The organism is Candidatus Hydrothermales bacterium (assembly GCA_039630235.1).
GTDB lineage: Bacteria > Hydrothermota > Hydrothermia > Hydrothermales > JAJRUZ01 > JBCNVI01.
Genome location: JBCNVI010000001.1, coordinates 283,086 through 303,027, shown reverse-complemented (window position 1 = coordinate 303,027; position 19,942 = coordinate 283,086). Strand labels below are relative to the sequence as shown.

18 protein-coding genes and 1 tRNA gene are annotated in these 19,942 nt (G+C 33.7%); 3 read left to right on the top strand and 16 right to left on the bottom strand.

The window, feature by feature from the left end; genetic code table 11:
• Window position 1: 1 nt before the first annotated feature.
• The 13 genes from ABDH49_01400 to ABDH49_01340 all read right to left on the bottom strand — a co-directional run bounded on the left by ABDH49_01400 (window position 2) and on the right by ABDH49_01340 (window position 12,657).
• A tRNA-Arg gene (locus ABDH49_01400) sits at window positions 2-75 on the bottom strand.
• Between the two features lie 35 nt (window positions 76-110).
• Window positions 111-1,091 carry a thiamine-phosphate kinase gene (thiL, locus tag ABDH49_01395; GenBank protein MEN3045632.1) on the bottom strand — a complete coding sequence of 327 codons (981 nt, stop codon included), beginning with the start codon at window positions 1,089-1,091 and terminating at the stop codon, window positions 111-113.
• Window positions 1,092-1,100: 9 nt separating this feature from the next.
• Complete coding sequence (locus ABDH49_01390) at window positions 1,101-2,261, bottom strand: acyl-CoA dehydrogenase family protein (protein MEN3045631.1); 1,161 nt, start codon at window positions 2,259-2,261, stop codon at window positions 1,101-1,103.
• Between the two features lie 65 nt (window positions 2,262-2,326).
• Complete coding sequence (locus ABDH49_01385; GenBank protein ID MEN3045630.1) at window positions 2,327-4,417, bottom strand: polyribonucleotide nucleotidyltransferase; 2,091 nt, start codon at window positions 4,415-4,417, stop codon at window positions 2,327-2,329.
• A 1-nt stretch (window position 4,418) separates the two neighbouring features.
• The gene (gene rpsO / locus ABDH49_01380; GenBank protein ID MEN3045629.1) at window positions 4,419-4,685 is read right to left on the bottom strand and encodes a 30S ribosomal protein S15; all 267 of its coding nucleotides are present in this window, start codon (window positions 4,683-4,685) and stop codon (window positions 4,419-4,421) included.
• 4 nt (window positions 4,686-4,689) lie between these two features.
• The gene (gene ribF, locus ABDH49_01375) at window positions 4,690-5,640 is read right to left on the bottom strand and encodes a riboflavin biosynthesis protein RibF (GenBank protein MEN3045628.1); all 951 of its coding nucleotides are present in this window, start codon (window positions 5,638-5,640) and stop codon (window positions 4,690-4,692) included.
• Window positions 5,627-6,541, bottom strand: coding sequence for a tRNA pseudouridine(55) synthase TruB (gene truB / locus ABDH49_01370; GenBank protein ID MEN3045627.1), 915 nt, complete (start codon window positions 6,539-6,541; stop codon window positions 5,627-5,629). Before truB ends, ribF begins: the two co-directional genes overlap by 14 nt.
• A gap of 8 nt (window positions 6,542-6,549) precedes the next feature.
• Window positions 6,550-6,834 carry a 30S ribosome-binding factor RbfA gene (gene rbfA / locus ABDH49_01365; GenBank protein ID MEN3045626.1) on the bottom strand — a complete coding sequence of 95 codons (285 nt, stop codon included), beginning with the start codon at window positions 6,832-6,834 and terminating at the stop codon, window positions 6,550-6,552.
• Between the two features lie 10 nt (window positions 6,835-6,844).
• Window positions 6,845-7,120: a DUF503 domain-containing protein gene (locus ABDH49_01360; GenBank protein MEN3045625.1), complete on the bottom strand. Its 276-nt coding sequence runs from the start codon at window positions 7,118-7,120 to the stop codon at window positions 6,845-6,847.
• Window positions 7,117-9,297 (bottom strand): translation initiation factor IF-2, encoded by a 2,181-nt coding sequence (gene infB / locus ABDH49_01355; protein MEN3045624.1) that lies wholly within the window; start codon window positions 9,295-9,297, stop codon window positions 7,117-7,119. Before infB ends, ABDH49_01360 begins: the two co-directional genes overlap by 4 nt.
• Window positions 9,294-10,508: a transcription termination factor NusA gene (gene nusA / locus ABDH49_01350; GenBank protein MEN3045623.1), complete on the bottom strand. Its 1,215-nt coding sequence runs from the start codon at window positions 10,506-10,508 to the stop codon at window positions 9,294-9,296. Before nusA ends, infB begins: the two co-directional genes overlap by 4 nt.
• A complete protein-coding gene (locus ABDH49_01345; protein ID MEN3045622.1) occupies window positions 10,509-10,961 on the bottom strand; it encodes a hypothetical protein in 453 nt (150 codons plus the stop codon). It lies immediately after the preceding gene.
• The gene (locus ABDH49_01340; GenBank protein ID MEN3045621.1) at window positions 10,954-12,657 is read right to left on the bottom strand and encodes a proline--tRNA ligase; all 1,704 of its coding nucleotides are present in this window, start codon (window positions 12,655-12,657) and stop codon (window positions 10,954-10,956) included. The genes ABDH49_01345 and ABDH49_01340 overlap by 8 nt, the downstream gene beginning before the upstream one ends.
• A 29-nt stretch (window positions 12,658-12,686) precedes the next feature.
• Here ABDH49_01340 and ABDH49_01335 point away from each other — a divergent pair, with 29 nt between their 5' ends.
• A complete protein-coding gene (locus ABDH49_01335; GenBank protein ID MEN3045620.1) occupies window positions 12,687-13,910 on the top strand; it encodes a glycosyltransferase family 4 protein in 1,224 nt (407 codons plus the stop codon).
• A gap of 16 nt (window positions 13,911-13,926) precedes the next feature.
• On the opposite strand, the gene ABDH49_01330 is transcribed toward ABDH49_01335, so the two are convergent.
• Window positions 13,927-14,562, bottom strand: a complete 636-nt coding sequence (locus tag ABDH49_01330) for a hypothetical protein (protein MEN3045619.1) — start codon at window positions 14,560-14,562, stop codon at window positions 13,927-13,929.
• A gap of 355 nt (window positions 14,563-14,917) precedes the next feature.
• Between ABDH49_01330 and ABDH49_01325 the strand changes: the two genes are divergently transcribed.
• Both ABDH49_01325 and ABDH49_01320 read left to right on the top strand, forming a co-directional pair.
• Window positions 14,918-15,508, top strand: coding sequence for a hypothetical protein (locus ABDH49_01325; protein ID MEN3045618.1), 591 nt, complete (start codon window positions 14,918-14,920; stop codon window positions 15,506-15,508).
• A gap of 583 nt (window positions 15,509-16,091) precedes the next feature.
• The gene (locus ABDH49_01320) at window positions 16,092-16,277 is read left to right on the top strand and encodes a hypothetical protein (GenBank protein MEN3045617.1); all 186 of its coding nucleotides are present in this window, start codon (window positions 16,092-16,094) and stop codon (window positions 16,275-16,277) included.
• A 1,607-nt stretch (window positions 16,278-17,884) separates the two neighbouring features.
• On the opposite strand, the gene rfbD is transcribed toward ABDH49_01320, so the two are convergent.
• Both rfbD and ABDH49_01310 read right to left on the bottom strand, forming a co-directional pair.
• Window positions 17,885-18,718 (bottom strand): dTDP-4-dehydrorhamnose reductase, encoded by an 834-nt coding sequence (gene rfbD / locus ABDH49_01315; protein ID MEN3045616.1) that lies wholly within the window; start codon window positions 18,716-18,718, stop codon window positions 17,885-17,887.
• On the bottom strand, window positions 18,715-19,942 hold a 1,228-nt coding region (locus ABDH49_01310; protein ID MEN3045615.1), incomplete at its 5' end, for an FtsK/SpoIIIE domain-containing protein. The genes ABDH49_01310 and rfbD, both read right to left, overlap by 4 nt.

Sequence of the window (19,942 nt, the reverse complement as noted above, 5' to 3'; positions counted from 1 at the left end):
TCGCGCCCGGTGGGACTCGAACCCACAACCTCAGGGTCCGCAACCCTGTGCTCTGTCCAATTAAGCTACGGGCGCCCCTCATTTAATTTTATTCTTAAACTCAGGATTTTTCAAAAATACTTACTCGTTTCAAAAAAATCATATCCCCCCTTTAACTCCCTTAAATTACCCTCCTTATCTTTTATAAAGAGACCCTCTCCTTTTTCAGCCCTCCCTATTATGGCTACCCACTCTGGTAATTTACTAGCTTCAGATTCAGGAACTGTAAATAAAACCTCATATTCTTCTCCCGAATTTGTGACATAATAAATTGGTTCTTTATTTAATAGGCCTGCAAAAGAAACAAGTTCTGGTAAAAGGGGGAGTTTTTCTTCTTCCAGTATTATTTTTACACCAGAGGCTTTTGCTAGTCTATTTGCGTCCTTTGATATACCGTCTGAAATATCAATACCAGAGCTAATTCTTAATTTTTCTTTTAGTTCTATAATTTCTGCAATTCTTGGTTTTGGATATTTGAATTTTTCAATTAATTTTTTCCTTATCTTTTCTTCAACTTTTATATTATTTTCAAGCATTTCAAGTGACGCGAGAACTCTTCCCGTATCACCAGTTATACATACTAAATCATTTTCTTTAGCTCCCCTTCTTAGTATTGGATAGTCACTGATTTCTCCAATACAGGTTATCGTGAAAGAGAATTTACCTTTTATCTTTATCAAATCACCGCCAGAAATCGAAATTCCAAAGTTATTTAAAACCTCACTAATACCTGAGTAAAATTCTTCTATTTCGTTTTTACTAAAATTTTCAGGTATTAAAAGGGAAATAAGAACAGTTATTGGTTTTGCACCACAAGCTGCAAGATCGCTTAATGCTCCTGCTACAGTCCTATAGGCTATTTCCCTTAAAGTTAAATAACTTCTCCTAAAATGTATGTCCTCTGAGTAAGAATCTGTTGTGATAGAAATTATTTTACCATTAAATTCCAAAATAGCCGTATCTTCTCCAATTCCCTCCCTTACATAGGGATGAGGAATTTGAAACCTTTTTATAAACTCTACAAATTCTTCTTCTGATTTAAAAAAATCCATTAATTAAAGTTACCTATCTATCGCATCAATTCCTGTTAAATATCTGCCTACAATAAGAGTATGGATTTCATAGGTTCCCTCGTAAGTATGCACACTTTCGAGATTGTTGGCATGCCTTAGTGCGTTATATTCGGTTGTTATACCGTAGGCCCCCAAAATCACTCTTGCTTCCCTTGCAACTTCAAGTGCGAGTCTTGTGTTGTTTCTCTTTACAAGTGATACGTGAATATACCTTGCTTTACCCTTTTCTTTCATCCTTCCAAGATGAAGGCAAAGAAGTTGCCCTTTCCATATTTTTTCAAACATATCTACTAATTTTTGTTGGATTATTTGAAAAGAGGCGATTTTCTTTTTAAACTGTTCTCTTACAAGAGCATGTTTATACGCTTCATCAAAGCAAGCCCAAGCAGCCCCTACACAACCCCAAGTGATACCGTATCTTGCCTCATTTAGTGGCATTAAGGCGGATTTTAAACCTTCAGTATTAGGTAATCTTTGTGACTCAGGAACCCTCACCTCATCTAAGATAAGTTCGGAGGTATCCGATGCTCTTAGCGAAATTTTTGTTTTTATTTCTCTTGATTCAAAGCCTTTTGTACCTTTTTCTATTATGAACCCTTGTATTCTATCGTTTTCATCTTTTGCCCATATTATAGATAAATCACCAATTGTTCCATTTGTTATCCACATTTTTCTTCCATTAATAACCCAACTGTTTCCGTCCTTTTTACACCTTGTTTCCATAGAGGCTGGATCACTTCCAGCGTTAGGTTCGGTTAAGCCGTAGCTACCTATTAGTTTGCCTTTAGCCATTTCCGGTAAATATTTATTCTTTTGTTCCTCAGATCCAAAAGTGTATATTGAGTACATAGCAAGTGAGGATTGGACTGAGCAAAAGCTTCTTATTCCAGAGTCTCCGTACTCAAGTTCTTGCATCATAAGTCCATATGCAACATAGCCAAGTCCAGCTCCTCCGTATTTTTCTGGAATAGTTGGGCCAAACAGTCCAAGCTCAGCCATTTGAGGAATTAGGTGTTTCGGAAATTCACCCTTTAGCCACCATTCACCAATGTACGGGAGTACTTCCTTTTTTACAAACTCTCTTATAGTATCTCTTATTAATTTTTCTTCATCAGTTAAGTAATCGTCTAAATCGAAAAATTTTTTCAACTCAAAAAGCATTGACTCTGACATGACTTAAAATTTAGAAAGTTAAGGACTTGAACCCTTTAAAATTATTCTTTATAAATTTTTAAATTATAATCGATACCCTTTCTTGATAGTTTTATTCTTCCTAGTTCGTCAATTTCAATTACTTTTACGATTATTTCATCTCCAACTTTTACCTCTTGGAGTAAATTTTTTGGTCTATAAGGCGACCATTCTGAGATATGTAAGAGTCCAACTTTTCCAGGAATAATCTCGACAAAAACACCAAAGTTTTCTACTCTTCTTACCCTTCCAATATAAATTTTTCCGACCTTCACGTCTTGGACTATTTCTTCTATCATCCTTTGGGCCTCTTCAACATTCTCACTTTGTTCACCGTAGACGAATACTTCACCTGTTGTATCATCTATATCAATCTTTACGTTAGTTTTTTCAATTATTCTCTTTATTACTCTTCCTCCAGGTCCAATTACCTCGCCTATTTTTTCCTTTGGTATAAAGAAGGCTCTTACCTTTGGAGCATACTTTGAAATCGAACTTCTTGGCTCTTTAATTGTTTTGGACATAGTTTGGAGTATAAATTCTCTTGCTCTTTTTGCTTCAAAGAGTGCTTTCTCCAAAAGATGGTCTGGTAAAAAGGTCTTTTTTATATCAAGTTGTATAGCTGTAATTCCCTTATATGTTCCTGCTACCTTAAAATCCATATTTCCGTAATGGTCTTCAGAGCCTATTATATCGGTAAGTAAAACATCTTCTCCGTCATAATCCATCCATCCTATTGAAATTCCTGCGCAAGATGCATTTATTGGAATTCCAGCATCCATAAGAGAAAGTGAGGCTCCACACACAGAAGCCATTGAAGTTGAACCGTTAGATTCAAGTATAAGTGAGACAACTCTTACTGTATATGGAAATTTTTCTTCTGGCGGCATAAGTGGTTCTATAGCTTTTTCGGCAAGATGACCATGACCTATTTCTCTTCTTGATGGTCCCTTTAAAGGAGAAATCTCACCAGTTGAGAATCCAGGAAACATATAGTGGAGCATAAATCTTTTCACTTCTTCTCCTTCAAGTTCACTTAGTCTTTGAGCATCCTCTTTAGTTCCTAAAGTAGTAACACAGAGGGCTTGAGTTTCGCCTCTTGTAAATATGGCTGATCCGTGTGTTCTTGGTAAAACTGAGACCTCACATCTTATTGGTCTTATTTCGTTTAAAGCTCTTCCATCCATTCTTCTTTTTTCTTTTACTGTCCTTTCTCTTACTATATTTTTTTCACACTCATTTAGTGCTATTTTTATTTCTAATTCTTTATCTGGGAAATCTTTGATTAGTTCTCCAACTATTTTTTCTCTCAGTTCTTCTAGTGCTTTTGTTCTTAATACCTTTTCTTGAATAAATAATTTTTTTCCTAGTTCATCTCTATAGTTATTTATTCTTCTTATGATTTCATCGTCAATTTCTATTTTCTTGTATTCGTATTTGTCTTTTCCTATTTCCTTTTGAATGTTTTCTTGAAACAGGACTAGCTTTTCAATGTAGGGTTTTGCGAACTTTATAGACTCGAGTACCTCTTCCTCTTTTATCTCTTTTCCTTGAAACTCTATCATACTTATGCCTTCTCTATTCCCAGATACCAGAAGATTGAATTCACTTTTTTCAAGTTCACTTTTTGTGGGGTTTATTACGAATTTTCCATTTATTTTTCCTACTCTTACAGCACCAATGGGGCCGAGAAATGGAATATCAGATATAGTTAAGGCACAGGAAGATCCGATTATACCGAGCAAGTCGCCCTCATGTTCCATGTCGTAGGATAGAAGCAAAACTATTACTTCTACCTCGTCAGTAAAGTCTTTAGGGAAGTGAGGTCTTATGCTTCTATCTATGGCTCGTCCGTATATTATTTCCTTATCTCGGGGTCTTCCCTCTCTTTTTATGAATCCTCCTGGTATTTTGCCAGCTGCGAAGGTTTGTTCTCTATATTCGACAAGTAAGGGGAGAAAGTCGGTTTTTTCAGTTTTACGAGAGGATAGTGCCACGGCTAATATAACAGTTTCTCCGCTTTTAACTAAAACTGAGGCTTGACTCTGTCTTGCGATCTCTCCTACTTCTATAGTTATCTCCGAGTTATCTAAGTTAATTTTATAGGATTTCAATTTATCCTCTTAGTCCGAGTTCGTTTATTACTTTTGAGTATAGTTTATAGTTTTTTCTTTTTAAATAATTTAGGAGTCTTTTTCTTTTACCGACAAGTTTTATAAGTCCGTATCTAGAGTGTACATCTTTTTTGTGTTTTTTTAGGTGTTCAGTGAGGTAATTTATTCTTTCTGTTATTAAGGCAATTTGGACAGCTTCGCTTCCTGTATCTTTTTCATTTATTTTAAATTTTTCAATTATTTCCCTCTTTTTTTCTTTATCTAACATTTCATTAAAGCTCTTTTGAGGGCTTTGAACCCTTATTTAGAAAAAAAGTATACCCTATATTAACATCTTTTTCAATTTGTTTTTTTAATTCAGTTTCATTTTCAAATTTTATGTCATCTCTAATAAATTTATAGAATTCTACCTTTAAGTTTTTTATTTTAAGTTCCTCTTTGAAGTCAAAGAGGTAAACTTCAAAAACTTTTTCTTTCTCGTTAAAAGTGGGACGGCTGCCGTAGTATAGAAGGCCTTGAAATTTTTGGTTACTTTTATAACACTCGACTATATAAACTCCCTCTTTAGGTTTTACCTTCAGGTCAGAAACTTTTAAATTTATTGTGGGAAAGCCAATTTTTTTTCCTCTGCCAGAACCTTTAATTTTTTCTCCATTTATAAAAAACTTATATCCCAATAACTTATTTGCTTCCTCTATTTCTCCTTTTCTAATAAGTTCTCTTATTCTTGTGCTTGATATTTTCCTGTTATTATTTTTAACAAAGGGGAAAAGTGAAAGAATTATGCCCTTTTCTTTTGAAAATTCGTATAAAGTAAATATATTGCCTTTTTTATCTTTGCCAAAGGTGTGATCAGGACCAATGATTAGTCTCGATATTTTAGTCTTAAAAAGTTCTCTTAAAAAATCTTCTGGAGAGGTTTCGGCAAGTTTTTCGTTAAAATCTAATATCCATAATTCGTCAACTTTTAAACTTTTGATTAATTTAATTTTCTCTTCAGGAGTATTTAAGAGAAAATCTTTTTGATTTTTATGAAAAAAGAGATAGGGATGTGGTTCAAAAGTTAAAATAACTAATTTTTTTTTAAAAATCCTCGAGATTTTCTTTCCTTCTTCAATTAAAAGCCTATGTCCCAGGTGAATACCATCGAAGTTGCCTGTTATTAAAACAATTTCTCTTTCTGTGTTTGGAAAATTAGGGAACTCGATCCTATAAATCTTCAATTTGAGGTAATTCCTCGAATTTTGAAAAAACTTTTCTTGGATTTAAATATTCTACGTCTATTTGACCTATTCCTATAAAGTTCTTTGCTTCATCATAAACTCTTACAAATGAGAATCTCTTTAAATTTGCTGAAAATCTTAAAAAGCTTGTAAAAGGAATTGGAACGCCCTTTTCAAAGTCTTCTACAGCGCTCTTTTTGAGTGTTACTTCTCCAAAGTGGAGAACACCGTACTCTAGTGGCTTTATATGAGAAAGGAGATCTTCGTTAGGATCTATAGATTCTTTTATGTAAAAGTGTCCTACTCTCTCTCTTAACAAATTTTCAATTACGCCAACTGTTCCCAGTTTTTCTGCAATATCCTTAGCAAGTGCCCTTATGTAGGTTCCTTTTGAACAAGTTACTCTAATTGTGAAACCGTTTTTTCTAACATCTAAAAGACTTATCTGTTTTATGAATACCTTTTTAGATTTAGGTGTTACTATTATACCCTGTCTTGCCAATTCATAAAGTCTTTTTCCACCTTTTCTGACAGCTGAGTAGGGTGGTGGAATTTGTTCTATTTCTCCTTCAAATTCCTTTATCACTTTCTCTAATTTTTCTTTTGTAAATTCAGGGACTTCTTTCCTTTGGATGATTTCACCAGTTATATCCCAAGTGTCAGTTAGTATTCCGAGCCTCACGTCAGCTATATATACTTTTTCAAGTTCCATAACATAGGGTAAAAGTTTTGTTGCTTTTCCTATGCCTATGACTACTACGCCGGTTGCGTGTGGATCTAAATTACCTGCGTGTCCTACTTTTTCTTGGTTTATTGCTTTTTTAACGTGTCTTACGCAATCGTAAGTTGTCCAACCTTTTGGTTTTTTTATGTTGAGGAAGCCATTTATTTTTTCTGCCATATATCACTTTACCTCCTTATAAAGAAAATTTCGGGTACAAATTTTAGTTGAATTTTTTCTGCTATTTTTTTTCTTATGTAACTTTTTGCCTTTTCCAAAACTTTGTCAATGTTTTCTTCTTGATCATCTTTTAATTTTGTATAGTATATCTTGGCTCTCCTTAAATCGTTTGAGACTTCAACCTCAAGTATAACTAAGTTGGAAATTCTGGGGTCATTTAAGTCGTCTCTTATTACCTCATTTATCGCTTTCATTATTTCTTTTGATACTCTTTCGGGTCTATAGGTTTTCAAATTGGGTCTTTTAAAGCACCTCTATTTTTAGTACCTCTATTCCGTTTTCTTTCATTAAAAAGTTTTTTATTTTTGAAATTTTATCGTTTAAATTATACTGGTCCTTTGCTGCTATTGCAATCTCTAGTGTACTTTTATTCCACAATTCACTGTCGTCTATTTCTGCTACTGAAGCGTTAAAATTGTTAAAAATTCTTTGTTTTAAGCTGTTTAAAATTTTTCTTTTTTCTTTTAATGAAAAGCTATCTTGAATTAAAATTTCAACTCTTAAACCTCCTATGCTCATTCTAGAGTCTTTTCTTTTTTTATTTTTATAAATACTTCAATTATATCTCCTTCTTTAATTTCCTCATATTTTACAATATGGATCCCACATTCTTTACCGGATTCAATTTCCTCAACGTCTTCTTGATAGTGTTTTAAAGAGTCGATTATACCTTCGTGAATTACATTACCGTTTCTTTTAACTCTGGCTGTATATCCCTTTACTATTCTCCCACTTTTTACTATACATCCAGCTACTTCTCCAAATTTTGAAACTTTGAAAACTTTCTTTACCTCAGCTTGGCCAACAATTTCTTCTATTTCTTCTGGTTCAAGCATACCAGTTAAGATTTTTTTGATCTCATCTAATGCATGATAAATAATTTTGTGTTCTAAAATTAAAACTCTTTCATTCTTAGCTAGATTTTTTACTTTCGAGTCTATAGATGTGTTGAACGCAAGTATTATACCGTTTGAGGCAGATGCAAGTAGAACATCATTTTCGGTAACAATTCCTACCCCTTTATGTATTACATTTACTCTTATTTCTTCATAAACCATTTTCGATAGGGTATCAGAAAGGGCGTCGACAGATCCCTGTGTGTCTGCTTTTATTATAACGGGTAACTCTTTTACTAAGCCCTTTTTAATTTTTTCCTGAATATTTGTTAAGGCTGTCTGGAGCTCAGCTCTTTTGATTTGCTCTTTTTTAAGTTCCTTTCTTCTTTCTGCCTCTTCTCTTGCTTCCTTTTCTGAGTCCATTGTTATGAGAATATCGCCAGGAGAAGGCAGTTCTTCTAAGCCTTGTACAACGCATGGAGTTGATGGATAGGCTTCTTCCATAGTTTGACCCCATTCGTTGTACAAATTCCTAACTCTTCCCCAAGTAGTGCCTACAAGTATAGGATCTTTCTTTTTCAGAACACCTCTTTGCACTATTACTGTACAAAGTGGCCCTTTACCTTTATCGAGCTTAGTCTCAATAACGACGGCCTTTGCCTTTCCTTTATATGTTGTTCTTAAATTCTGTTCTTCGGCGACTAATAAAATGGCATCAAGTAAGTTATCTATACCCATTCCTGTTTTAGCTGATATTGGGACTACGATTGTATTTCCTCCCCATTCTTCAGGAACTAGTCCTTCTTCGGCTATTTCTGCCATTACTTTTTCAGGGTTGGCATCAGGAAGGTCCATTTTATTGATTGCAACGATTATGGGGACAGAGGCAGCTCTTGCATGGGAGATAGCCTCCCTTGTTTGTTCTTTGACGCCCTCGTTTGCTGCAATAACTAAAAGGGCAATATCAGTTACCTTTACGCCTCTTGCTCTTAAAGCTGTAAAAGCCTCATGTCCCGGAGTATCAATAAATGTTATTTTTTGTTTATTGTATTCAATTTGGTAGGCACCTATATGTTGAGTTATTCTACCTGGTTCTTTTTCTGCTAATTTAGTTTTTCTTATGTAGTCAAGGAGAGTGGTTTTGCCATGATCCACATGTCCCAAAACAGTGACAACTGGGGGTCTTTTTTCTTCTAATTCCTCTTTTTTCTCCTCAACTATTTCTTCTGCTTTTACCTCTATTTTGAATCCGAGTTCTTCTCCTATTATCATCATTGTGTCGATATCGAGGACTTGGTTGATTGTGGCAAAGAGGCCATGTGAAATGCATTTTTCTATTACTTTTACTGGATCTACGCCCATCATTTTTGCAAACTCTGCAACAGTAAGAGCGCCTGGAATATATAGCACATTTTCTACTTTTTCCTCTAAAATTTCCTCTTTTTCTTCTTCCTTTTCTTTTTTAATTTTCTTTTTTATTTTTGGGCCAGTTCTTAGTCTAGAGAGTGTTTCTTTTAATTTTGATTCTATTTCTTCTTCGGTAAGGATGGGTTCCTTTTCGGTATATTTTTCTGTTTTTTCTTCTTCTCCCCATATTTCCTTTTTCTTTTTTAGCATTTCCATTTCTTCTGTTTTTCTTCTTTCGATGAATTCTCTGATCCTCTTCTCCGTTTCCTGATCGATGAAACTCGTATGAGATTTTACTTCAATTCCAATTTCTTTCATTAATTCCTTTAATGCTTTGGTGGACATTTCAAGTTCCTTAGCTAGATCCCTTACTTTTTTCTTTTTTTCTTTTTTCTTTTCCTTTTGTTCTTCAAGCTTATTAATTTTTGATTTTGTCTCTTTTTCTTTTTTCATCTTTCGAATTTTTCTTTGTTTTCATTTATTATTTTCTTTATTTCATCTTCCTCTAATTTCAGTGTTTTTAATCTCCCTCTAAGTTCGTGTATAGAGAATACACCATCTGTTTCTTTCTTTAACTCTATTTTAATCTCTTCTGGCATAATCATTTCATCTATTAATACTTTTTTTCTTCCCTCCCATTCACTTTGAGAGATCACCCAAATTTCTTCGCCAATCAATTTTGAAGCAAGTTGTACATTTTGTGAACCAATGCCTTTTGCGACTTTTATTTCTTCATCAAGAACAACAGCTATAATCCTATTTTCCTCCCTTATAACATGTAAAGGTCTCGATGGGGAAAGGGCATTTTTTGCAAACTCTAATTTATTTTCACTCCAGGGAATTATATCAATTTTTTCGCCTGCGAGCTCTCTTGTAATTATTTGAATTCTTGATCCTCTGATTCCTATACAGGCTCCCTGTGGATCCACCCTTGGATCTAAAGATCTAACGGCAACTTTTGCTCTTTCTCCCGGTATTCTAACAATACCCATTATCTCCACTATTCCGTCTAATATTTCTGGGACTTCTAATTCAAGTAATTTTCTTAAGAAATTTGGGTGAGTTCTCGATATTTTTACAAGGGGTCTTTTTCCAGATGTTTCAACGCTTAGAACAAGTCCTCTAACTTCAGCTCCTATTCTATACTTTTCTTTTCTAATTTGTTCTTCAGGAGGCATAAAGCCATCAGCTCTACCAAGCCCAAGGTAAACTCCGGATTTATCAACTTTTTGAACAATACCTCTTACTATTTCTCCTATTTTTGTTTCAAAATCTTTATAAATTCTCTCTCTTTCAGCATCTTTTATTTTTTTTGTAAACATTTCTCTCATTCTGTATATGACTCCTCTTCCAAGTTCTTCTAGGCTCATCTCGACTTTAATGTTTTCGCCTGGGACCACAAGAGGTTTTATTTTTTTGGCCTCTTGGTAGGATATTTCGTAATTATGGTTTTTTACCTCATTGACGACTTTTTTTAAAATCCAAATTTTTATCTCGCCGGTTTTTTCGTTAATTTCAACTTCAATTGGAAAGGCGTTATCCCTATAATATTTTTTAATAGCTAATTCAAAGGAGTCTTTTAAAGATTTTAAAACGTATTCTTTGTCGATTCTTCTAATGCGCGTTATTTGATCTACGTACTCAATTAGTTCACGTGCCTTCATCTAAAAATCCTCCATTTCACATAGTTTTACTTTTTTAACTTTTTCTAAAGGCACTTTAATTAAATTTTTATTCAATACAATATAAAATAAATTTTCTTTAAAATCAAGTAAATGGCCTTTAATTTCACTATCTTTTGTGACTAATTTTACTTTTTTGCCTTTAGCCCAGATAAATTCTCTTTCTGATCTTAGTTCCCTATCAAGACCTGGGGATGTAACCTCAATATCGACCTTTATATCTAAACCTTCAACTTTAATTATTGATAAAAGTCTTTCTGCCCATCTTTTAGTGTCCTCCGCTGTTATTCCTCCCTTTTTGTCTATCGTAAGAATAATCTTAAATTTTGTTCCATGACCCCTTACACTAAGATCTACAAGAGTTATCTTTTCTTCCTCTAATTCTTTTTCTAAGATATTTATTAAAACATCTCTTATTTTTTGCGGCTCATACATCGTTTAGTTCCCTTTTCTTTTTTTCAACTATTTCTTTTACTTTAACTTTTAGGTCGTTTAAATTTACCTCAATTTTTTCTTTTTCTTTTCTTAAATAGATGTCTGCAAGTTCTTGTTTAACCTTTTTACCTAAAGTTATTCTTACAGGAATTCCAATTAAATCGGCATCCTTGAACTTTACACCTGGTGTTTCCTCTCGATCATCAAGTAAATAATCTAAATCAACCTCTTTAAGTTCTTTTTCAATTCTTTCAGTAATAGTTTTATCCAAACCGAAGTCTACTATATGTACCTCAAAGGGTGCTATTGTAATGGGGAGGGAAAGTCCGTCTTCGTCCATATATAAAGATGCGGTAGAAAGAAGAATTCTACCTAATCCTATGCCATAGCTTCCCATAATTACCGGTTTTCTCTTTCCGTCTTTATCAGTGAAGTAAATACCCATTGTTTCAGAGTACCTTGTACCCAGTTTAAAAATGTGTCCAATTTCGATTGCATTCTTAAAGACTATTTCACTAGAGCAAAAGTAGCATAGGTCGCCCTCTTTTGCCTCCTTTATATCTTCAATTTTTTCTAATTTAAAATCCTTTGAAGGAGTAACCCCTTTTATGTGATAGTCTTCTTCTCCTGCTCCGGCGACGCCTCCCACAATTTCATTTGCAAACTCATCTATGATAATTGGAATTTTTAAGTTCAGAGGTCCAACAAATCCGATAGAAACACCTAATATATTCTTTACTTCATCTGGATCAGCTATTCTTATGTCAGAATTTAAAACTGACGATAATTTACCGATATGTAGTTCATAGTCTCCTCTGACTATGGCAAGCAATGGTCCCTCTTTTCCTAATACCAAAATACTTTTTAAAATACCTTCAAGGGGAACTGACAGGTACGAAGACACATCTTTTGCACTCTTTATACCTGGAGTGTAAACTTTTTCTTTTTTCTCCTCACCTACATAACTTTTTACTCTTGGTCTAGACTTAGCTACTTCCATGTTTGCCTTATAGTCACATTTTGGGCATATTACAAGCCTATCTTCGCCCCATTCACTTTCAACCATAAACTCGCCTGATTCCTTTCCCCCCATTATTCCTGAAGATGCTTGTACAAAGTGGAATTTAAGTCCGCATCTTTTGAAAATTCTCTCATAGGCCATTTTGTGTTTATTATAGGACTCATCTAATCCCTCCCAGGTTGCATCAAGTGAGTAGGAGTCTTTCATGGAAAATTCTCTACACCTTAAAAGTCCGCCTCTTGGTCTTGGTTCATCTCTAAACTTTGTTTGGATCTGATACCATATCTGAGGGAGTTCTCTAAAGGATCTAATTTCATCTCTTGCAAGGAAGGCAACAATCTCCTCATGTGTTGGTGAGAGGGCAAACTCAGAGTTTTTTCTATCTTTTAATCTAAACATGTCATTTCCGAAAGATTCCCATCTTCCAGATTCTTCCCAGATTGATTTAGGAGAGAGGGCTGAAAATAGCATCTCTTGGGCTCCTATCTTATCCATTTCTTCTCTTATTATTTTTTCAATTTTTCTTATGCTTCTAAGACCGAGTGGTAAAAATAGAAACACTCCTGCTGAGATTTTTCTTACGTATCCTGCTCTAAGAAGGAGGGCGTAAGCCGGGTTGTCGGCGTCTTTTGGGTTTTCTCTAAGTGTTGGTATAAATGATCTATTGAATTTCATTGCTTAATTATAAGAAAATTCATAATTAAATGAAAATTTTGACGGTGTGTACTGCGTTTCCAAGGAGAAGGGGTGATGTTATAACTCCTTGGCTTGTTAGGTTTTTAAAGGAGCTAGAGAAAAGGGGTCATGAAATTTATGTTTACACTTCGTCTTATAGGGGGTTAAAGCAGAGGAGTTTCAATAGTTTTAAAGTTTTTAGATTTAGATATTTTACTTCGAATTTTGAAACTTTAACGCATGATGTAGCTATTCCTGAAAGGTTAAAGGAGAGTGTATTTTATTATTTTTTAGTTCCCTTTTATTTGTTTGGGGGGATATGGGGTGTTTTTAAGTACAGAAATTTTTTTAGGAGGGTTAAGATTGATGTGATTCATGTGCATTGGCCAATTCCACATATTATCTTCGGTTACTTATTTAAGGTTTTTTTAAAAAAACCTGTTGTATCTACCTTTCATAGTGCTGAGATAATTTTTTTGAAAAACATTACAAAGAATAAGCTTTTAGGTAAAATTATTTTCAGTTTTTTTAGATACTTTATAAGAAAATCGAGTTTTGTTACTGTAAATTCTTCGTATACAAAGTCCTTAATAAAAAATTTCAACTTTCCCGAAAAGTTCACGAAAGTTATTCCATTTGGTGTTTCCCTTGATTTTTTGGAGTTAAATTTAGAGGAAAAGAGTCATGTTAAAGAGAAAAAAATTCTTTTTGTGGGGAGGTTGGTTGAAAGGAAGGGTGTAAGATACTTAATTGAAGCATTTAAAATTTTTTGTGAAAAGTATAGTGAATACAAGCTCTGCATAGTTGGTGATGGTCCCTTAAAGGAAGATCTTTTGAGACTAACTAAGCAGTTAAACTTAGAGGAAAAGGTAAGTTTTCTTGGATTTGTTGATAAATCAGTGCTTTTGAGGGAGTATCTTACGTCTTCAATTTTTGTTTTACCTGCTATTATAGATTCAAAGGGTGATACAGAGGGTCTTGGGGTTGTTTTAATAGAGTCTATGTATTTTGGTTTGCCTGTAATTGCTACCTCTGTAGGTGGTATCGTCGATATAGTAATTGATGGTTATAATGGTTTACTTGTTAAAGAAAGGGATGTTATAGGACTTGCTTTAGCGATGGAAAAACTTGCCTCAGACTCCGATTTAAGAGAAAAGTTTATTAAAAATGCAAGAGAGTTCGTTATTAAAAATTTCTCCTGGGAAATTATTGTAGATAAATTTGAAAAAGTTTACGCACTCTGTTATTCTTAAATTTTTTTTAATATTTTTACAACTTGAATCTTTCTTCGTCTATTTTGACGTTTATATTAACTTCTAAAAATACAGAGCGCAGAACGTATTCGCCCTTTTCGTCCCATTGTTCGCATTTATAGGGGATAAAGTCTTTTGTTATCCAGAAGACTTCTCTTGTGCATCCGAAAAATTCTTGGGGGCTTTTAACTTCAAATTCAATCTTATAGCCTTCAACTCCCTTTTCTTTAAATGTTTCTAAAATTCTTGAGGGGAATCCTCTTTTGTAATATTCAAACATTCTTCTATAAATTTCGCCTATTCCTGCGTGATATAATTTAAATCCTCTAAGAGAGGTTACTCTTTTATCGTCTGGGCTTAAAGTTAGGACAATTCCTTTTAGCACTCCTCCTTTTCTTCCCCTTACAATGTTTTTTTCAGGGTTATAGAGGACTTCACTGCCGCTATCTTTTCCCTCAAGGACTTTTAGTCTTATCCATAGAGGTTTTTTAAATTCAACGTAGTATTTCCTTTTATCCTCCCTATCTTCTTTTTTTTGATAACTCTCATAGATGCAGGTGTATGTGCGTATACTTTCCCACTTTTTTTCGCACTCTTTTATTATGAAATCTATACTTATTTGAGCTAAGATAAAGATAAGAGTAACACTCATACGTCCCTCCTGTCCCTGTTTTATTATAGTGTTTTAAATAGAAATTTGTCTACTGGGATAGAAGCTTATATGAGGATTAGTCAGGAAAACCGGCCACTACCCTAATTTATCTTTTTCGGAATGTAATGCTTATTTTATAGACTGCTTTCTTTTTTAATCACCTCGGTTAGGTTTTGTATTAGCCAACTCAAGTTTTGAAAAACTTGAAAAATTTTTTTATGATTTATAATTCATAGTCCAAAGCAGGGGGTGTGATGAAAAAATAATAAAAATCTTGTGTTCTATCCAAATATTAGGGCTATGTTCCCTATGGGGCTATCAATCCGAAGGTACAAATGAATAGATAAGGGAGTGGATGAATAGGTACATAGGCTTTGAGAAAAATTTTGGTCAAGTTCAGAGTTTTGAGGGAACTACTGTATATGATGTTCTTTTTAGAGCAAAGCTTGAGGGATATGGAATATTCATAACAAAAAAGGGAGTAAGTTATGTGATTTATACGCCTTCAGAGCGTAATACAGAGTATGCAAGGATTGATATTGAATTAATTGGTTCGAAGCTAAGGGAGGAAAACATAAGTTATGAAGAGCCTTTACCTGGATACTCCAATTATTATTTACCTTCGTGTCCTGGTGGGGTTCTTTGGGTTATGACTTATAGGAAAGTGAGGATAAAGGATGTTTATCCTGGTATTGATTGGGTATGGAGGTATGATGGTGAAAAGGTTCATCATGAGTTTGAGGTGAAAAAGAGAGGAGATGTTTCGAGGATAAAAATGAGGGTAACTGGTGCTGATGTGGAGCTCAAAGATGATGGTAAAAAGCTTACTTTTTCGACGCCTTTAGGTAAGATAGAGGATGGAGAGTTAAGGTCTTTTGGGAAGAGCAGTTTAAGAGAGTTTGAGGTGTTTTATAAAAAAGACAGGCATGGAATAATTTTCCATTAAATTTAAAAATTTTAGCAAAAAAGAAAATTCAGTTATAGATCCGCCGCTTGCTCTTTTATGGGCTACTTATTATGGGGGAAATGATAGTGACGGGAGTCTTTCAATAACAGTTAATGCTTCAGGTAATGTTTTTGTAACTGGATATACTAACTCAACCGATTTTCCCACTCGCAATCCAGGTGGTGATGCTTATTTCCAGGGAACAAACGCAGGAGGATCTGATGCTTTTATTTTAAGGTTTAACAAATCAGGAGTAAGGCAGTGGGCTACCTATTACGGAGGAAGTGGTTGGGATTATGGCAATTCAATAAGAGCTGATGTCCCAGGTAATGTTTTTGTAACTGGAGAGACTGGATCTACCAATTTTCCTACTTACAATCCAGGTGGTGCCTATTTCCGAGGAATAAATGGAGGAGGTGACATTTTTATTTCAAAATTTGAGAGGGGTTCATTACTCGGAGAGCAGGATAGCAATCCTAAATTCAAATCTAGTCCAGTAAAAGAAGAACCGCAAATTCTTTCTATTTCTTCTTTCTTTAAAAATAACTTAACTATAAAATTTTTAAAGCCTCTTGAAGAAAAGATGGAAATAATTATTTATAGCCATACAGGTGACTTAGTTTATTCAGTTAACTATCCTTATACTTTTTCAGTGACGCTCTCGGACAAAAAGATAAGAGATTTAAAGGAGGGAATTTATTTTCTCTATGTTTATTCAGGCAAAAAAGTATTTGGCCCATTTAAAGTTATGAAACTAAATTCACCGTAAAATAAAGTTTAACTAATTTAATTAAAAAGAAAGTTGATGCAGAAGAAAAATTAAGAGAGGATTGCTTTAAAGAGACTGGAAATTAATATATTTTTTAATAAATGAAAGTGTAGAGACTAACTAAGATATTTGGTGGAAAAGTACTTTGTGAAATGGTATCCTAAAAATCCTATCGAACCAAAAAGATTTAACGTTGATTTAATCAGTATATCAACTTTTCTATTCTACTGCCATCAAAATTTATACAATTTGCAAAACCAAATTTATCAAGATGAAAATTCAGTTGAGGTATATATTGCTTAGTTCATGATTTTATATGACAAACCTATACGTTACACTCACTTTTTTAGGGTCAATTACCGAGGAAATCTCAAATTGGGACAACTACATAATCAAGAGACACTGCTACACGATTTAAGCCAAAACCAAATCTAAAAGCAGAAAAAATCCCGCATAAAAAGATAAATTGTCAAAGGGAATAAGAATTTTGATGTAATGTGGTGTTTTTGACCTTTATATAAAGCTCCCAGTTTAAAAAGAAAAGCAGGGAGAAAAAAGTTCTTTTATAAACTCTACAGATGTTCCAAGATTAAATACTGAAAATCCAATTTTCTTCCTTGATTTGTTCTATTGCATAGGCAAAGGTAAATCCTACTTTTAAAAATTAGATACATTTTTTCAATGCCTATTATTTTGAATCCGCCTTTCATAATATCAGGAATACCACCCGCATTTGTAGTAAAAACAGGAACACCCTATTCCATTCTAATTCATCAGATTTTAAATGTCCTTTTCTTTTTTCTTCCCCCAAGTCCTTTTAAAGCTATTCCAAAGGGAGCAACGCTACCTTACCTTCTTCTTAAATCCAATTAATTTCGATAATTTTTCTTTTGTAAAAATGGCATTTTTTCAGGAAAAATTATTTCTCCATCATGAAAAGGACAGATAAGTGGCTTTTGTTTTATTATTTTCATAACTAATACAAAAATAATATGAAGAAAGGGCCAGTGAACATGTATTATATCAAAATTTTCTTTAATAGCAGAGATTAAGTCTATATTTCCTCCTCATTTTCTATCTTAACTTTGCTCTGAAGTCCGTATACATAAACAAGAGGTTAAAAAATAAGAACCCTTCTACTCAAAGTAGAGCAGCCACTCCTTTTTAACCTTTTAAAACGAATTTGATATTACCAAGTTTTAAAAATTTAGAGTTAAAAATTCGATTTCTTACATAAAAAAATAGCAAATATAGGTTATAAGGTAAAAGCTTTTATAAATAAATTTTTAAAGATTAGGGCCATTTTAGAGTAAAAAGAATTTAAACATATAATTGAAGTGAATTTGCCAGTATTTTTGAAAAATTCCCGCGGAGTAAGACCCCCAGCAGTAAATCCCGCTGGAATTTTTTTCCGGTATTTTAATATAAAATCTTCTCAACGGGATTTTAAGAATTTGGAAAAAAACTGGTTTACCACTAAACTCGATTGTGTCCTTTTTCACTTCCATTTTTGTTTTTTATGGTTCATAAATGTTTACGGGATTATACACAAGATCACCGGTTCGTAAGTGATGCTATTGATGGGCTTACTATCCTAAACTAGAGTTTTAAAAAATTCCTTTTAGATAATCCTGTAGAGCTTCTCTATAAGTCCTTATTTTCATATTGGTTTTGTTTTCAAAAAGAAAAGTACTAAGAACAGAATAGGAAGGTCTTTTGGCTTTAAGATTTAGCTCTTCAGACGTAGAAGGGATTATATGGACATCTAAGTTAAGGAGATCTATAACTTCTTTTGCAAGTTCAAACCTTGTGACCTCACCTTTATTTGAGAAGTGAAATACTCCAGTTTCTTCACTTGTCCATAACCTAACTATCCCTTCTGTAAGATCCTCAGTATAAGTAGGAGAACCACACTGATCAATTACAACTTTTAACTCCCTTTTCTTTTTTGCCCCATTTATAATTTTTGTAATAAAATTCTCACCCTTTTCACCAAAAAGCCACGAAGTCCTTATTATAAGAGAGTCTCTGTTTCTTAATACTTCCCTTTCTCCAAAAAGCTTACTTTTCCCATAGATATTTAATGGATTTGGAGTGTCCCACTCACTGTAAGGCTCTCTTTTGTAACCATCAAATACATAATCTGTGCTTATATAGAGAATTCTTATATTTTTTTTAATTGAAAAATCTGTTAAGATTTTTGTTGATATCCAATTAACAAGGAAGGCATACTCTTTTTTTTCTTCCGCTCCTTCAACATCAGTGTATGCTGCTATGTGCCATATTCCGTCAATACTTGGTAATTTTTTTAAAAAACTTTCTACTTCATAGGGCTTAGAAAGGTCACAGTCTTTTCTCGTAGGCTTTATAAAATCATAATTAACTTTTTCAAGAATTTTACTACCTAACATACCTGTAGTCCCAGTTAAAAGTATTCTCACTCTTTAAATATTTTTGAAAGTTCCTCTATAGTAACAAGTACTTTTCTGGGCTTAGACCCCTCAGGAGGCCCTATAATACCAAGCTTTTCAAGTTGATCAATAATTTTAGCTGCCCTGGGGAAACCTATGTTGAGTTTTCTCTGAAGTAAAGTAGCTGAAGCCTTCTTATTTGAAACCACTATTACTGCAGCCTCCTTTATAAGTGAATCAACCTTTAATCCCTCAATATCAATAGTCTCCACACCCTCCTCATCACTTAAAAACGTGATATCCTCAGGTCTTTCATAATAATTTTCGTTTAGTAAAGATAAGCCTTCATTAAACTCTTCAAAGTTTGTAAAATAACTATTTAAAATACTAAAGAGTTTTTCCTTAACTTCTTCTATCGCTTCTTTTCTCTGCCCCGTTATAAAAGGAATATAACCCTTTTCGTAAATTAGATCTGCTTTTTCTTTTGTAATTTTTTTTCCTAAAATTTCATAAAATCTTTTGATAAGATAAGACACTGAAATTCTTCTTACAAGTTCTTCAATTTCTTCATCAGATACAAAGGCTCCGTGTAATCTTATAGGTTCACTTTTTCCTGGTGGAATAAAGAGCATATCACCACTTCCGAGTAATTTTTCAGCTCCCGCAACATCAAGGATTGTTCTTGAATCAACTACGGTTGGTAATCTAAAAGATACTCTGACTGGGAAGTTTGCTTTTATCGTTCCTGTTATTACATCAACTGATGGCCTTTGAGTAGCAATTATAAGGTGAATCCCAACAGCTCTTGCCATTTGAGCAAGTCTTGTAATGTAATATTCAATCTTACTTTTTTCCTGTAACATCAAATCAGCAAACTCATCAACTATTATTATTATGAAAGGCATCTTCTTATTTACTTTTTTGTTATACGACTCTATATCTCTTACTCCTTCTCTTGCAAAAATTTTGTATCTCTCTTCCATCCAATTTGTGGCAAGTTTTAAAACTTGCGTTGCTTTTTTACTTTCGTTTATAACGTTTGTCAAAAGATAGGGGATCCCCTCGAATCTTGAAAGTTCGACCCTTTTGGGATCAAGAAGTATAAGTTTAACTTCGTCCGGTTCGCTTTTTAAAATAATCGAAACGATAATAGAGGTAATAAATACCGACTTTCCACTACCGGTTGCTCCTGCGACAAGGAGGTGTGGCATTTTTGTAAGATCTGTAAAGTAGGGCGCTCCATCTGTTGTTACC

What these genes read in the sequence shown, in the direction of transcription:
- ABDH49_01320 (MEN3045617.1), top strand. Translation starts at nt 16,092, where the DNA reads ATGGAAATAATTATTTATAGCCATACAGGTGACTTAGTTTATTCAGTT.
- nusA (MEN3045623.1), bottom strand. Translation starts at nt 10,508, where the DNA reads ATGAAGGCACGTGAACTAATTGAGTACGTAGATCAAATAACGCGCATT.
- ABDH49_01330 (MEN3045619.1), bottom strand. Translation starts at nt 14,562, where the DNA reads ATGAGTGTTACTCTTATCTTTATCTTAGCTCAAATAAGTATAGATTTC.
- ABDH49_01340 (MEN3045621.1), bottom strand. Translation starts at nt 12,657, where the DNA reads ATGAAATTCAATAGATCATTTATACCAACACTTAGAGAAAACCCAAAA.
- infB (MEN3045624.1), bottom strand. Translation starts at nt 9,297, where the DNA reads ATGAAAAAAGAAAAAGAGACAAAATCAAAAATTAATAAGCTTGAAGAA.
- rpsO (MEN3045629.1), bottom strand. Translation starts at nt 4,685, where the DNA reads ATGTTAGATAAAGAAAAAAAGAGGGAAATAATTGAAAAATTTAAAATA.
- ABDH49_01345 (MEN3045622.1), bottom strand. Translation starts at nt 10,961, where the DNA reads ATGTATGAGCCGCAAAAAATAAGAGATGTTTTAATAAATATCTTAGAA.
- ABDH49_01335 (MEN3045620.1), top strand. Translation starts at nt 12,687, where the DNA reads ATGAAAATTTTGACGGTGTGTACTGCGTTTCCAAGGAGAAGGGGTGAT.
- truB (MEN3045627.1), bottom strand. Translation starts at nt 6,541, where the DNA reads ATGGCAGAAAAAATAAATGGCTTCCTCAACATAAAAAAACCAAAAGGT.
- ABDH49_01325 (MEN3045618.1), top strand. Translation starts at nt 14,918, where the DNA reads ATGAATAGGTACATAGGCTTTGAGAAAAATTTTGGTCAAGTTCAGAGT.
- thiL (MEN3045632.1), bottom strand. Translation starts at nt 1,091, where the DNA reads ATGGATTTTTTTAAATCAGAAGAAGAATTTGTAGAGTTTATAAAAAGG.
- ABDH49_01360 (MEN3045625.1), bottom strand. Translation starts at nt 7,120, where the DNA reads ATGAGCATAGGAGGTTTAAGAGTTGAAATTTTAATTCAAGATAGCTTT.